The organism is Brachyspira pilosicoli, from assembly GCF_019402445.1.
GTDB classification, from domain to species: domain Bacteria; phylum Spirochaetota; class Brachyspiria; order Brachyspirales; family Brachyspiraceae; genus Brachyspira; species Brachyspira pilosicoli_B.
Genome location: NZ_SRZM01000018.1, coordinates 1 through 14,871 on the forward strand (window position 1 = coordinate 1; position 14,871 = coordinate 14,871).

Sequence of the window (14,871 nt, forward strand, 5' to 3'; positions counted from 1 at the left end):
ATTTGCACTTTTTGGTTCTTTGACGAAGTCTGCAGAGCGTAAGCTACGGGAAAAAGAAAAAGTTGAATAAAAATACTCATATTACTAAATATAATTGTTTGGTGCTATATACTTAAAAACTCAATATATCTATTTTAAGAAAAATAACACATTTACAAAAATACATAAATTGACAAAACTATTTCTTTGAGTATATTTATAATATAACTATATATAATTATTGTTAGATTATTAAAAAAATTTGCATTAGAATAGAATATATATTAAAATATATAGTAATACTTTGTTTAAAGAGGATAGTATATGTTTAAAGGCACTACTATATGTGCGGTATGCAGAGATGGTGTTACTGCTATAGCTGGAGACGGACAGGTTACTTTAGGTGAAACAGTGATGAAGCCTAATGCTGTTAAATTAAGAAAATTATACGGGGGTAAGGTAATATCAGGTTTTGCTGGTTCTACTGCCGATGCTTTTACATTGTTTGAAAAGTTTGAAAAAAAGCTTCAGGAGTTTTCGGGTGATTTGACACGTGCTGCTGTTGAGCTTGCTCGTGAGTGGAGAACTGATAAGATGCTTAGAAATTTACAGGCACTTATTATAGTTGCTAGCAAAGAGAAAATGTTGCTTTTATCTGGTAATGGTGATGTTATAGAGAGTGAGAATAATATACTTGCTATTGGAAGCGGCGGACAATATGCTAAGGCTGCTGCTATGGCTTTGAGTGAAAATACTAATCTTTCTGCTAAAGAGATAGCCAGAAAGTCTTTGGAAATTGCTTCACAAATATGTATATATACCAATAGTAATATTTCTTTGGAGGTAATAGAATAGATTATGTCATTTGATGCAAAATTAGAAAGTGAGCTTACACCTAGAAGAATTGTTGAAGCTTTAGACCAATATATAATAGGTCAAACTGAGGCTAAACGTTCTGTGGCTATAGCTTTAAGAAATAGATATAGAAGACGTCATTTACCTGAGGAGTTAAAAGATGAAGTTGCTCCTAAAAATATTATATTAATAGGACCTACTGGGGTTGGTAAGACTGAGATTGCGAGAAGGCTTGCTAAATTAGTTAATGCTCCTTTTATTAAAGTTGAGGCTACTAAATATACTGAAGTTGGATATGTGGGAAGAGATGTTGAGAGCATGGTTAGAGATTTAGTTAATGCGGCTATATTTGAGCTTAAAACTTCTATGATGAAAGAGGTTGAAAAAGAGGCTACTGATATTGCTTTGGATAAACTTGCTAAACTTTTACTTCCATCTGTAAAAAAAGAAGACAATGAAATAATATCTGATGAAGAGGCTGAAAAGAAAAAGAATGCTAAAGAACAGATAAAAAAACGCATAGCTAATGGGGATTTTGATGAGAGCTATGTTGAAATAAAAATATCATCTAGTCAGGGCAGAATGTTTGGCATCATACCTGGAATGGGATTTGAAGAGAATGATATGATTCAGTCTATGGTTGGAAGCATTATGCCTCAAAATAAAAAAAATAAAAAATTAAGAGTAAAAGAGGCTAAGAAATATCTTATAAATGAGGCGTCTGAAAGTTTAATAGATATGGAGAAAGTTACTGCTGATGCTTTATCTTTAGCTGAAAATATGGGTATAATATTTTTAGATGAGATAGACAAGATTGCTAGCGGAAATAAAACAGACAGTGCCGATGTTGCACGTCATGGTGTACAGAGGGATTTGCTTCCTATAGTTGAAGGTACAACAGTTAATACTAAGTATGGTCCTATAAAAACTGACCATATACTTTTTATAGCGGCTGGTGCTTTTCATGTTAATAAACCTTCTGATTTAATACCAGAATTGCAGGGTAGATTTCCTATTAGAGTTGAATTAAAGGCATTATCAAAAGAAGATTTTAAAGATATACTTATTAATCCTAAGAATGCTATTACTAAACAGTATCAGGAATTACTTAAAACTGAGGGTGTTACTATAGAGTTTGAAGATGAGGCTTTAGAGAAAATAGCTGATTTGGCTTATAATATTAATACTAATGTTGAAAATATTGGAGCTAGAAGACTTTATACTATTATGGAGAAAGTTTTTGAAGAAATTTCTTTTAGTGCAGATGAGCATAGTGGAGAATTTATAAAAATAACTTCCGATAATGTTAAGGAGGCTGTAAAAGATATAGAAGAAAATAGAGATATTAGCAGATATATATTATAATAATTGTTGATTATATATATTATAATTAGGAGGGAATGAGATTTATGAACGATACTGAAAAAAATATTGATATTGTAGAAGAAGAAAAGGATTCTGAGTTATTTATAAAATGGCGTCCTATATATGAAACTAAGCATAAAATTATAGATAGCCAACACAAAGAACTTGTAAACATCATTAATGAACTTTATTTAAGCACAATTAATAATAGCAATGACACTAATGGTGCTTTTATTAAGGCAGTTAAGAAGTGCATTGATTATACGCAATATCATTTTAAAACAGAAGAAAAGATTATGGATTTAATCAATTATTCTGATGCTGAAAATCATAAGGCTATGCATAAAAACTTTTGTATGGAATTAGTTAATCAAATTAGAAAATATGAAGAGGGTCAGCCTTTTGTTGCTAATAAATTTTTAAAATATTTAAAAGATTGGTTATTAGAGCACATTGCTTTTAGAGATAAGATTTTTGTAGATGAAGTAATAACTTATTTGAAAAAAAATAATATATAAAATACTTAATAATATTAAACTATTTAATTTAAAAATAGTTTAATATTTAAATTATTAGTTTAGATTAAATCTATACTGCAAAGCTTCTGTTATATGTGAGGTTTCTATTATCTCTTTATTTTCTATGTCAGCTATAGTTCTTGAAACTTTAAGTATTTTATTATAGCTTCTTGCACTCATTGAAAACTTTTGCATTGCCATATTTAATATATTTTTAGCTTTGCTGTCTAATATACAAAACTTCTCAATATCTTTTATACCCATAGATGAGTTTGAAAATATTTTAAGTCCATTTTCTCTAAATCGTTTTTCTTGTATTTTTCTTGCATCAGTAACTATTTTACGCATAGAAGAAGAACTTTCTCCGTCAGCTTTTGAAATCATTTTATCATAATCTATACCACGTACTTCTATTGATATATCTATTCTATCAAGTATAGGACCTGATAATTTTGCAATATATTTTTTTCTAGCTATTTCAGAGCATCTGCAAGTATGTTTTTCATCACCATAATAACCGCAAGGGCAAGGGTTCATAGCAGCAACTAAAGTAAAATTAGCAGGAAAAGATATGCTTCCGTTGGCTCTGCTTATTGTAATAATTTTCTCTTCCATAGGCTCTCTTAATGTTTGAAGTGCTGAGCTTTGAAACTCCACAAACTCATCAAGAAATAACACCCCATTATGAGCTAAAGTAATCTCTCCTGCTTTTATATTTCTTCCTCCTCCTACTAAACTTACATGAGAAGAAGTATGATGTGGTATTCTAAAGGGGCGTTTTTTTACTATTGGCATATTTTTTGATAATAGCCCATAAGAAGAATATATTTTTGTTACCTCAATAGCCTCTTCAAAAGTGAGTGGAGGTAGTATTGTGGGTATTCTTTTTGCTATTAATGTTTTACCGCAGCCAGGGGACCCTATCATTATAAAGTTATGTCCTCCAGCAGCAGCTATCATTGCAGCACGCTTAGCATATTCCTGACCCTTTACTTCAGAAAAATCCACAGCTTCATTATTGTCTGATGTAAAATTAAAATTACCTTTAGATATTATAGCTTCTTTTTTGCCTTCAGAAACTTCCATTGCTTCTTTAAGTGTTTTTACAGGGTATAAATTAAGGCCTTCAATAATGTTAGCTTCTTCCATATTATTAAAAGGTATAATTGCATTTTTTATTCCCAATTCTTTGGCATTTAAAAGCATAGAGAATATTCCCTTTACTTCTCTCACACTTCCGTCTAACGCTAATTCACCAAGTATTATAGTGTTATTCATAAAATCAGAAAAAAACAACTGAGCACTAGATGATAGTATACCCAAAGCAAAAGCTAAATCATACATGCTTCCTGTTTTTTTTATATCTGCTGGTGCTAAATTTATGGTTATTCTCTTTGGCGGGAAAAATCTGTCGCTGTTGTTTATTGCAGCAATTACTCTCTCTTTTGCCTCATTAACTGCTTGGTCTGGCAACCCAACCACATCAAACTTTGGCAAGCCTTCGGATATATTTACTTCTATAGTTATTGGTATGCCTTCTATACCATAAAGAGCTTCCGAATATATTTTGGTATGCATAAAACATTACTCCGATTAATTTTTTATGCATATAGTTAAACAAAGTTTTTATAATTTTAAGCCTTGATTTTATATTATTTTTAATTTATTTTTTTGTCATAGTGCCTCTATAATATACAGGAGTTGGATTTTCTTCATCTGTAAAACTAACTTCAACAACAACATCTGCACTAGAATTATCAGCATTGAAAGTAGATATTGTTTTATAAGAAGTATAATCATCAATTATAGTGAACTCTAAAGTGTTTTCTTTCAGATTATTAATTTTATCAAAAGATAAGCTAGGTTCTGGGTAACTAGAGCCTGATATATATACATCTATAGAAGCATCATTTTTTATTACAAATTTCCAAGTTAAATATTCAAGAGTGTTATCAGATTTTAGTCTTCCATTCCAAGTGCCTTCATGTTTTATAATATCTTCTTTATTGTTATTTATTTCTGTGTTAGTTTTGTTATTATTTGTTTCATTAGATGATGATGCATAGCTGTATTCTGCTCCTGTTGTTTTTTATTGCTGCAGCTTAATAACAATGCTGTTGCCACTATTATAATTAATAATAGTTTTTTTCTCATATATTATTCTTTTATATATTCTCTTTTATTAAAATAATATTCTATATGTAAATATCTCATATAATATAAAAAAAATATATAAATAGTGTTGCAAATTTATTAGATATAATAATTAAATAATATGTTAAACTATTTTTAATTTATTTCGTATATTATAGTATACTTTAATTTTTGGGATAAAGAATTATGACAAAAAATATTACATTGATTATATTATTTTTATTTGCTTTAAATCTATACCCTCTAGCTACATCAAAGCAATATGATAATTGGAAGGTAAAAACCATTGTATATGATGGCACAGATAAAAAAACAGTTACAATGTCTCTAAATCTTGATAAAAAGCTAGAAGTATATATAGCTTCAAGACAAGAACAATTAAACATCACAATTACTTGGTATAATGATAAAATTAATAATGATGATGCTGTAATATCATATTATTTTGACAATAAACAAAAAACAGAAATAGAGCCAATAGTTCGCTCAGAAAAAAATAATTTTGATATACTTTATACTATTTCTCCATCATTTGGAATAGTACAGGAAGATGAAATAATTAGCTTTTTTAAAGATTTAATTAATCATACTACTATGACAATAAAACCTTATAGAGAATCAAAAAATGCATATAATATAGATTTAAAAGGCATAAAAGAGGCAATAGAATATACAGATTTTTCTAATACTCTTTTTGATAAATATAAAACTAGTATTTTAAAATAACTTGACTTTTTTGTTTGCTGTATTATAATTGATTTTAAATTACGGAGTTATTTTATGATTAACTATTTTTCTAATATAAAAATACTCTCTTTCTTTCAAGTATTAATCAGGCGTTAAGCCTAATTTTCCATTAAAATCAAAAAAACACATTTTATTAATAAAAAATATATGTTAATATTATGTATCTTTATACACGTAAAAAAATTTAGGAGATAAAAAATGTTTAAAAAAATAATAATTACTACATCAATACTTTTAATATCTTTAATTGCTTTTATGAGCTGTTCTACAAAAGAAAATAAACTTTATGTAGGCACTAATGCTGAATTTGAACCTTTTGAATATAGAGATGGCGAAAATATTGTTGGTTTTGATATAGATTTAATCAACGAAATAGCTAAAATTATGAAGCAAGATATTGAAGTTGTAGACATGGCTTTTGACGGACTTCTTCCTGCTTTACAGTCTAAAAAGATAGATATAATTATTGCTGGTATGACTGCAGATGAAGAGAGAAAGAAGTTTGTTAATTTTACAGATCCTTATTATAGCACTCAGCAATCTATATTAGTTCATAAAGATAATAAAGATATTTATAGCTTTGATAATTTAGAAGGCAAAAATGTTGGTGTTGTATTAGGTTTTACAGGGGACTTAATTGTAAGCGAAATGTCTAATGTAAATGCTCAGAAATATGGTGCTACATCAGAGGCTATATTAGCTTTGAAAAGCAAAAAAGTAGATGCTGTAGTTTTAGATTATGAGCCTGCTAGCAAATATTTTGACCAAAATAATGATTTAAAATTAATTATAACAGATTCTAAAAGTGAAGAATATGCTATTGCTATGAGAAAAGAAGATACAGAATTACTTAAAAAAGTTAATGATGCTTTAAATACTATAAAAGAAAACGGCACTTACGATATGCTTATAGCAAAATATTTTGAAAAGTAAGTATATAATTATTAGTTGGAGATAAAAATTATGAAAAATATATTAAAGATTCTTTTGTTGGTTTCTTTGCTTGTGGTATTATCTTGTTCTAAGAAAGAGGAGAAAGATGTTTTGTATGTAGGCACTAATGCTGAATATCCTCCTTTTGAATATTTAGATGAAAATGGAAATGTGGTTGGTTTTGATGTTGAGCTTATAAATGAGATATCAAAAATAATAGGAAAGAAAATAGAAATAAAAGATATGACTTTTGACGGACTTATACCTGCTTTAGAGGCTAAAACTATAGACATACTTATAGCTGGTATTACTGCTACAGAGTCAAGAAAGAAAGTTATTAATTTTTCTAAGCCTTATTTTGAATCTCAGCAGGCTATCATAGTAAAAGAAGATAATAACACTATTACTAACTTTGACAGCTTAAACAATACTTATACAGTTGGTGTTGTTTTAGGATATGTTGGAGATGTTGCTTTAACAGAGAGTAAAAAAGTTGATAAAATAGAGAGATTTAACAGAACAGCAGATACTGTTGTTGCTTTACAGAACGGCAAAATAGATGCTGCTATAATGGATTATCCTATAGCTGTTGGTTATATAAAGAACAATGAAGGTCTTAAAGCTATTAAAACAGATTTATCTATACAAGAGCTTTGTATTGGTTTTAGAAAAGAAGATACTAAGCTTTTGGAAGATGTAAACAAAGCTTTGGATACTTTGAAAGAAAACGGCAAATATGATGAGCTTGTAAAAAAATATTTTTAATATTTGAATGATAAAACACAGAGATAATTTAAGGAAAGCAGATGACAGAATATTTAGAGTTGCTTAAAGAAGTATTTATAGCTAACCATAGATATATGTATATGGTTAAGGGGCTTTTATTTTCTATAGGAACTACTTTATTTGCTACACTTATTGGTATAGTTCTTGGTATATTTATTGCTCTAATGCAATTATCGCATATTTATCCTTTAAAAAATATTAAAGGCTTTGAGACATTTAATCCTTTATCAAAATTAGCATTTGGATATGTTAATTTAATAAGGGGTACACCTGCGGTTGTGCAGCTTATGATTTGGGCGAATGTTGTATTTGTGGGGGCTTTAAGAAATACACCTATACTGATTATCTCTGCTATAGCTTTTGGTATTAACTCTGCTGCTTATGTTGCTGAGATTATAAGAGCTGGTATTGAAGGGCTTGATAAAGGTCAGATGGAGGCTTCTAGAGCTTTGGGGCTTAATTATGGTCTTTCTATGAAAGAGATTATTATACCGCAGGCTATTAAAAAGATACTTCCTGCTTTGGTGAGCGAGTTTATTACACTTATTAAAGAGACTTCTATTGTTGGTTTTATAGGGGGAGTTGATTTGCTTCGTTCGGCCAACATTATTACTAGTCAAACTTATAGGGGGGTTGAGCCTCTTATTGCTGTGGGTATAATATATTTGATATTAACTTCTATCTTTGCTATGTTTATGAGAAAGGTAGAGAAGGGGCTTAAAGAAAGTGATTAAAGTAGAAAATTTACATAAAAAGTTTAATCAATTAGAAGTATTAAAGGGAATAGATGTTAATGTTGAGAAGGGTGAGATTATTGCAATTATTGGTCCTTCTGGAAGCGGTAAATCTACTTTTTTAAGATGCATAAACAGACTTGAAGAGCCTACTAATGGAAAGATATTTATAGACGGTGAAAACATATTAGACAAAAAAACTGATATAAATAAGATAAGAGAAAAGGTTGGAATGGTATTTCAGCATTTTAACTTGTTTCCTCATAAAACAGTAATGGAAAATATTATATTAGCACCGATGAAATTAAAAGGCTTAAGTAAAGAACAGGCAGAAACTAAAGCACTTGAGCTATTACAAAAAGTTGGACTTGTTGAGAAAAAAGATACCTACCCTAATAAACTTTCAGGTGGGCAGAAACAAAGAATTGCTATTGCTAGGGCTTTAGCTATGGAGCCTGAGGTTATGCTTTTTGATGAGCCTACTTCTGCATTAGACCCAGAGATGATTAAAGAAGTTTTGGACGTTATGATAGATTTAGCTAAAGATGGTATGACTATGCTTATAGTTACTCATGAGATGGGTTTTGCTAAAAATGTTGCAAGCAGAATACTATTTATGAATGACGGAATTATACTTGAAGATGAAACACCTGAAGAGTTCTTTAATAACCCTAAACACTCTAGAACTAAAGAGTTTTTATATAAGGTTTTAAATAAATAATTTTATAATAAATCATCTAAAAAATATATTAATTTTTATCTGTATTAAAAGTTTATGCTAAATCATTTTTAATATTATTTTGTGTATAAAATTAGTTATTTTGACAAATACTAAAAATACTAGTATAATACTAAATAACTTATTAAAGGGAATATATGAGTACACTAAAAATAATTTCTTGGAATGTTAATGGTATAAGAGCGGCATACAAAAAAGGCTTATTAGATTTTATTAAAAAAGAAGATGCTGATATAATATGTTTGCAAGAAACTAAGGCTTTTGAAGAACAGCTTCCTGAAGATTTAAGAAACATAGAAGGATATCAATTATTTATTAATCCTGCTGACCCTGAAATAAGAAAAGGCTACAGCGGAGTTGCAATATATACTAAATTAAAGCCAAATAAAGAAATAAAAAATAAGTTCGGTTCTAAGTTTACAGACAGAGAAGGAAGAATACTTGCTTTAGAGTTTGATGATTTTACTATATTTAATGTTTATTTTCCTAATGGTGGCAAATCTGAGGAGCATTTTAATTATAAGCTTTCTTTTTATGATGAAATGACTAAACATATGATAAAATTAAAAGAGAAAACTAATGTAATATTATGCGGTGATATGAATATTGCTCATGAGGCTATAGATTTGGCTAGACCTAAAGAAAATGAGAAGAGCATTGGTTTTTTGCCTATAGAACGCGAACGCATAACAAAATTTTTAGACAGCGGCTTTACTGATACTTTTAGAATGTTTGTAAAAGAAGGTGGACATTATAGTTGGTGGGATATGAAGACTCGTTCTAGAGAGAAGAATGTGGGCTGGAGAATAGATTATTTCTTTGTTAATAATGAAATATCAAACAATATTAAAATGGCTGATATTTTAACTGATGTTCTTGGAAGCGACCATTGTCCTATATTAATTGAATGGGATAAAAAATAATTTTATTTTTATCAAAATTACATAAAACTATAATATTGATTTTTTCATTATATATAATAAAATTAAAAGATGTATATAAGGAGTGTAAAGAGAATGGTTAGTACTGTTATAGAGGGTAAAACTGCTATTATTAATATAGAGAAGAATATTATATCTGAAAATGTTGATATATTGGAAGAGAAACTTAATTATATAAAAGATGCTGGTATTTTAAATTTTGTGTTTGATTTTCATAATATAGAATATATATGCTCTTCTGCTTTAGGATTAATAGCTTCTGCTTTAAGAGTGTCTGGTGAAAAAGGCGGAAAGGTTTATTTTTGTTCTTTAAGCACTAAATTAACAAGTGTATTTGAAGCTACAAGATTTCTCACTATAGTAAATACTGCCAAAGATGTTAATGAGGCTTTAAGTAATATTAAATAATAATGAGGGTTTATGTTAATACAGATTATTAATTTTATATATGTTCTTATAATGCAGGCTTTGAGGCTATATTCATTTATATGGTTTATATGGATTATTATTAGCTGGCTTACTGCTTTTGGTGCTATACATTTAGATTATTATAATCCTATAGTTAATTTCTTTTATAGAATTACTGACGGAGTGATAGATAAAATTTTTGGAAACTTTAGAGATAAGCTTATAATAGGAGTGATAGATTTATCTCCTTTAGTATTTTTGCTTATACTTCAAATGGTGATACCTCCTCTAATCACTATGCTTTATAGATTTGTAATTCGTTTAATATTATAATTTTATATTATAAAAAATTGGAACTATTCTCATGGATTCTTTGGAAGATATTAATAGATATATTAATGATGGTGATTATAAAAGAGCCATAGAAGAATTAAATCTATTAATATATAACGAGCCTGATAATGCCAAAGCTTTTTATATGAGGGGTAAGTTTAGATTTATAGATTTACAAAAAAACAAATATGATTATTCTAGTGCAAATCTTTCTTTAATATATTCAAATATAGAGTATGACCTTATTCATTCTATAGAGATAGACCCTAATATAATTGATGCTTATAGGGGATTAATGTATTTAAATAGAGATATTGGCAATATAGATAAAGAGAGAGAATATGCTCAGGTTTTATTTGAAAAAGACAGAAATGCTTATGATGCTTTGCTTATGCTTGCTAATAGCTATTTAAACAATGGAGAAAACGCTTCTGATTTTCATCAGGCTATTGGGTATTATGATGATTTTATTGAGAGAGTTGATATTGAAGAGTCTAAGGTTGCGAGGTTTGAGAGAGGGCTTTGCTACTATAATTTAAATATATTAATTAAGGCAGATTATGAGGCTAATGAACTTATAAAAGATTTTCCTTTTTATGATGAAGCTTATTTTTTAAAGGCTATTGCATTGGCTAAAAAGGGTGTTGATAGCGAGTTTTATTATGATGCTTTGCTTTTTTTAAATAGGGCTATAGAGCTTAATGATAAAAATTATAATGCTATTTATGAAAGGGCTGAATGGTACTTTAGTAAAGAAGATTATTTGAATGCTATAAAAAATTATGACACACTGCTTGAAACTGACAATAAATATAAATTGGCTGCTTTGCTTGGAAAATCTGAGGCTTTGCATGATTATATTGTAAGCGGCGAACATCATAGCGATACAAATTATATTAAAGAAGCATTTTCTTTATTAGATAAAATAATAAAAAACTTTTCTCTAGATAAAAAATATATGAGGTATAAATATTATAGAGCTAATTTATATGCTTATATTGGAGAAGTTGAAAGAGCAAAAGCTGAATTTGATGATATATTAAAAAATAATGATGATTTTAATGAATGGTTTTATAATGATATATTAGAGTTTTATTATTATAATGCCAAAACAGATGAAGATTATAAACATCTTATTAAATATTTAGATAAAATAAAAAATATTAGAGCTTTAATATATAAAACATTTTCTTATTATAAATTAAAAAACTATAAAGAATCAGCATTATCAGCAAAAGAAGTATTGGTTAGTTTAGATAATAGCTATGCCAATGAAGAGATGTATCATTTAAGGTATATATATGCTTTCTCTCTAATAGAAATAAAATCTCATGATTATGAAACTATAATAGAAAACTTAAAAATATCATTGAATAGCACTGAATTAAATAAAGCAATAATATATAGAAAAATAGCAAAAGTGATGATATACAATATACCTCAAAAGTATTATTATGAAGGCATTAAATATTTAGAAATGGCAATAAACATGAATGACTTTTTTGCTTATTATATATATTCAAAAGAGTTATTTTATGGAAATATTCTAACCCCCTCACCAGAACTCGCAATAGGAATGGCTAATACTTCTATTGATTTATATAGCACATTTGAACCTTCTCATATTATATTGGGAAGAGCATACGAACTAGGAAGAGGAATAGAGAAAAACGAAGATAAAGCCTTTGAAATATATTATAAATCTAATGAAATAGCAAAAATGAATAATTATCATTCGTCATGTTCTAAAGCAGCATTAGCTCATTGCTATTATAATGGTATAGGTGTAAATAAAAATGAAGCTTTGGCATTAGAACTAATAAAAGAGGCTGTAGATAATTATAGCGAAAATTGTCATGATTATGTATTATTATTGTATGCTTATTTTGCACTTACTAATAAAGAGGGTTTTAGTTTAGAGAAAGCTGCTTCTATTTTTGATGAGGAGATTACATATCATAATAGTTTATCTTTTATTATGACTTTTAAGCGTGTTTATAAAAAGCTTGGCAATAGTTCTATGGTAAAAAAACTTGCTAGTATTGAAAAAGAAACTCTAAAAAATACAGGCGAGTTTAATTTAAATTATTTAAGAAAATATATAAAAAACTATAATGAATATTATCCAATAGTATTTAATAGGTAATTATCATTTTACTTTTTGACAAAAAATTATATTATATATATTATATAAGAATTAAAAAATTATAAGAGAGGATAAATTATGATAAATAAAACTATGAGTATAGGGGAAATTATACAGATATTTCCAGATTCAGTAGAGATTATGATGAGCTATGGTCTTCATTGTGTAGGCTGCCATGTTGCTAGTTGGGAGAGTCTTGAAGAAGGCTGCAGAGGTCATGGAATGGACGATGAGAAAATAGATAATTTAGTTAAAGAAATAAATGAGAGATGTTCTAAAAACTAATATATTTTTTAATTAAATTATTTAAATAAATATTTATGTTAAAACAAAAAAGCTTCGTATTTTAAACGAAGCTTTTTTATATATACTATATTTTTTACACTTGTTTATTAATTAATACAGATAATCTTTTATTGATTAAATGTTCTTTTCCTTTGTTGTTGTAGCCTACTTTTTTGCTTTCATTTAATACTTCTTTCATATCTGTAAAGAAATCTAATGCTTCATCAAACAATTTTGGTGCTAATTTATTTAGATGTTTTAATCTAGCCATTAAAGTTACAAGCTCCAAACGAAGTGATGAAATTTTAGCTGTTTTGTTTAGAGGTATTTTTCTTATTATATCAGATAAAGTAGCTGTTTGAGAAAGATGAGGGAATTTATTTAATATTATTAAGTCTGTAATATTTTCTCTTAACTTTCTTAATTCATTAGCTTCCTTCATTTTTTCATTTTGATGATCGCAGTACATATGCACATCTTGAAGTCTTGTATCTATGATAGAGTTTACTTTTCTCTCTTCATCTTCTAGTATAATTTTGTAGACTTCTATTTCTTTATTAAGAATTATTTCGATTTTTGTAAGTTCTTCATATAAGTTAAACATAAAATACCATCCCTTAATTTATATAATAATTATCGATATTAAAAAAAATTACTTTACATAATTTTTTAAATAACTGTAATAATTAAGTATTATTAGTTTTATTTTTTTGTAAATGTATTATAATTATATTCAATTATTTTAAGGAATTTTATTTTATGGAAGATATTAAAAAAGAAGAAGAGAAAATTGAGTTATTATCTTGTGCTTTAGAGGGCGGCTGTTCTGCCAAAATTCCGCCTGATTTGCTTGAAAAAACATTATCACCTATATTAAAAACAAAAGTAGATTCTAATCTATTATCTGATGTTGATATAGGAGATGATGCTGGAGTTTATAAGATTTCAGATGATAATGCTATTATATTTACAGTAGATTTTTTTCCTCCTGTTGTTGCAGACCCTTATTTATTTGGAGAGATTGCTGCTTGTAACTCTATAAGCGATATATATGCTATGGGAGGAGAGCCAAAATTAGCTTTAAATATTACAATGTATCCAAAAGAAAACTCTCTTAATACTCTTGCTACAATATTAAAAGGCGGACAAGACAAAGCTACAGAAGCAGGCGTATTGGTTGTAGGAGGGCATACTATTACAGATACAGCAATTAAATATGGTATGGCTGTTATTGGTTTTGCTAATCCTAATAATATTACTACAAACTCTGCTGCTAAAGACGGAGATATTATAATACTTACAAAGCCACTTGGCACAGGTGCTTGTTTAGCTGCTATGAGGCAGGGACTAATAAAAGAAAGTGCTATTACAGATGTATTTAATGCTATGAGTACTTTAAATAAAAAGGCTTGTGCTGTAATGAACAAATATAATGCAAAATGTGCTACAGATGTAACAGGTTTTGGACTTGCTGGGCATGCTTATAAGATGGCTAAGGCTAGTGATGTAACTATAGAAATAAGTACATCAGCTTTGCCTATGTTTGAGAAGAGCTATGAGGTATTGGACATGGGATGTATACCTGGGGCTGCTTTTACAAATATGCGTTATGTGGGTGAGAATATTTTAGTTGATGAGAATGTGGATTATAGTTTAAAGATGCTTACTTTTGACCCTCAGACTGCTGGCGGATTATTTATATGTGTAGATAAGGATAATGCTGAGAATATGCTTGCTGATTTATGGCGTGAAGGTATAGACTGTGCTGCTATTGTTGGAAGGGTAACTAAAAAGAATAGAGAATATATACACCTTACTAAATAATAAATTAATATTGATAAATTTTTAACTTTATGATATGTTTGCGAAGAACTGCATTTTTATTATAAATTTCATAATTTTATTGTATATTAAAATTCACTCCCCCGCACGACTAAGAAGTTATAAT

Annotated in this window: 17 protein-coding genes; 14 read left to right on the forward strand and 3 right to left on the reverse strand. The window is 28.2% G+C overall.

Going from position 1 to position 14,871, the window contains the following annotated elements:
• Positions 1 to 303 precede the first annotated feature (303 nt).
• Genes hslV through E6A48_RS00565 form a run of 3 tightly spaced genes read left to right on the forward strand, consistent with a single transcriptional unit; the run spans position 304 to position 2,717 of the window.
• Positions 304 to 834, forward strand: a complete 531-nt coding sequence (gene hslV, locus E6A48_RS00555) for an ATP-dependent protease subunit HslV (RefSeq protein WP_013244233.1) — start codon at positions 304 to 306, stop codon at positions 832 to 834.
• A gap of 3 nt (positions 835 to 837) precedes the next feature.
• Entirely contained in the window at positions 838 to 2,199 is a 1,362-nt protein-coding gene (gene hslU, locus E6A48_RS00560) for an ATP-dependent protease ATPase subunit HslU (protein ID WP_219708092.1), read from the forward strand.
• A gap of 44 nt (positions 2,200 to 2,243) precedes the next feature.
• Positions 2,244 to 2,717, forward strand: a complete 474-nt coding sequence (locus tag E6A48_RS00565; RefSeq protein ID WP_219708093.1) for a bacteriohemerythrin — start codon at positions 2,244 to 2,246, stop codon at positions 2,715 to 2,717.
• Positions 2,718 to 2,771: 54 nt separating this feature from the next.
• Here the strand turns inward: E6A48_RS00565 and E6A48_RS00570 are convergent, their stop codons facing one another.
• Together E6A48_RS00570 and E6A48_RS11905 are read right to left on the reverse strand one after the other, a co-directional pair.
• Positions 2,772 to 4,295: a YifB family Mg chelatase-like AAA ATPase gene (locus E6A48_RS00570; RefSeq protein WP_219708094.1), complete on the reverse strand. Its 1,524-nt coding sequence runs from the start codon at positions 4,293 to 4,295 to the stop codon at positions 2,772 to 2,774.
• A gap of 435 nt (positions 4,296 to 4,730) precedes the next feature.
• Entirely contained in the window at positions 4,731 to 4,871 is a 141-nt protein-coding gene (locus E6A48_RS11905) for a hypothetical protein (protein ID WP_258018502.1), read from the reverse strand.
• A gap of 186 nt (positions 4,872 to 5,057) precedes the next feature.
• Here E6A48_RS11905 and E6A48_RS00580 point away from each other — a divergent pair, with 186 nt between their 5' ends.
• From E6A48_RS00580 to E6A48_RS00625, 10 genes are all read left to right on the forward strand, one after another.
• The gene (locus E6A48_RS00580; RefSeq protein WP_219708095.1) at positions 5,058 to 5,597 is read left to right on the forward strand and encodes a hypothetical protein; all 540 of its coding nucleotides are present in this window, start codon (positions 5,058 to 5,060) and stop codon (positions 5,595 to 5,597) included.
• Positions 5,598 to 5,816: 219 nt separating this feature from the next.
• Positions 5,817 to 6,551, forward strand: coding sequence for a basic amino acid ABC transporter substrate-binding protein (locus E6A48_RS00585; protein ID WP_219708096.1), 735 nt, complete (start codon positions 5,817 to 5,819; stop codon positions 6,549 to 6,551).
• A gap of 30 nt (positions 6,552 to 6,581) precedes the next feature.
• A complete protein-coding gene (locus tag E6A48_RS00590) occupies positions 6,582 to 7,316 on the forward strand; it encodes a basic amino acid ABC transporter substrate-binding protein (RefSeq protein WP_013244240.1) in 735 nt (244 codons plus the stop codon).
• 41 nt (positions 7,317 to 7,357) lie between these two features.
• On the forward strand, positions 7,358 to 8,071 hold the full coding sequence (locus E6A48_RS00595; RefSeq protein WP_219708097.1) for an amino acid ABC transporter permease: 714 nt from the start codon (positions 7,358 to 7,360) through the stop codon (positions 8,069 to 8,071).
• Positions 8,064 to 8,792: an amino acid ABC transporter ATP-binding protein gene (locus E6A48_RS00600; protein WP_219708098.1), complete on the forward strand. Its 729-nt coding sequence runs from the start codon at positions 8,064 to 8,066 to the stop codon at positions 8,790 to 8,792. The genes E6A48_RS00595 and E6A48_RS00600 overlap by 8 nt, the downstream gene beginning before the upstream one ends.
• Positions 8,793 to 8,947: 155 nt before the next feature.
• Positions 8,948 to 9,733, forward strand: a complete 786-nt coding sequence (xth, locus tag E6A48_RS00605; RefSeq protein ID WP_219708099.1) for an exodeoxyribonuclease III — start codon at positions 8,948 to 8,950, stop codon at positions 9,731 to 9,733.
• Positions 9,734 to 9,826: 93 nt separating this feature from the next.
• A complete protein-coding gene (locus E6A48_RS00610) occupies positions 9,827 to 10,159 on the forward strand; it encodes an STAS domain-containing protein (protein ID WP_219708100.1) in 333 nt (110 codons plus the stop codon).
• 12 nt (positions 10,160 to 10,171) lie between these two features.
• Positions 10,172 to 10,492 carry a YggT family protein gene (locus tag E6A48_RS00615; protein ID WP_219708101.1) on the forward strand — a complete coding sequence of 107 codons (321 nt, stop codon included), beginning with the start codon at positions 10,172 to 10,174 and terminating at the stop codon, positions 10,490 to 10,492.
• A 31-nt stretch (positions 10,493 to 10,523) separates the two neighbouring features.
• Positions 10,524 to 12,638 carry a hypothetical protein gene (locus E6A48_RS00620; protein ID WP_219708102.1) on the forward strand — a complete coding sequence of 705 codons (2,115 nt, stop codon included), beginning with the start codon at positions 10,524 to 10,526 and terminating at the stop codon, positions 12,636 to 12,638.
• A 78-nt stretch (positions 12,639 to 12,716) separates the two neighbouring features.
• On the forward strand, positions 12,717 to 12,923 hold the full coding sequence (locus E6A48_RS00625) for a DUF1858 domain-containing protein (protein ID WP_013244247.1): 207 nt from the start codon (positions 12,717 to 12,719) through the stop codon (positions 12,921 to 12,923).
• A 94-nt stretch (positions 12,924 to 13,017) separates the two neighbouring features.
• Here E6A48_RS00625 and flgN read toward each other — a convergent pair whose 3' ends face one another.
• On the reverse strand, positions 13,018 to 13,527 hold the full coding sequence (gene flgN, locus E6A48_RS00630) for a flagellar export chaperone FlgN (RefSeq protein ID WP_219708103.1): 510 nt from the start codon (positions 13,525 to 13,527) through the stop codon (positions 13,018 to 13,020).
• 155 nt (positions 13,528 to 13,682) lie between these two features.
• Here flgN and selD point away from each other — a divergent pair, with 155 nt between their 5' ends.
• Positions 13,683 to 14,747 carry a selenide, water dikinase SelD gene (gene selD / locus E6A48_RS00635; protein WP_219708104.1) on the forward strand — a complete coding sequence of 355 codons (1,065 nt, stop codon included), beginning with the start codon at positions 13,683 to 13,685 and terminating at the stop codon, positions 14,745 to 14,747.
• The last annotated feature ends 124 nt before the right edge of the window (positions 14,748 to 14,871 follow it).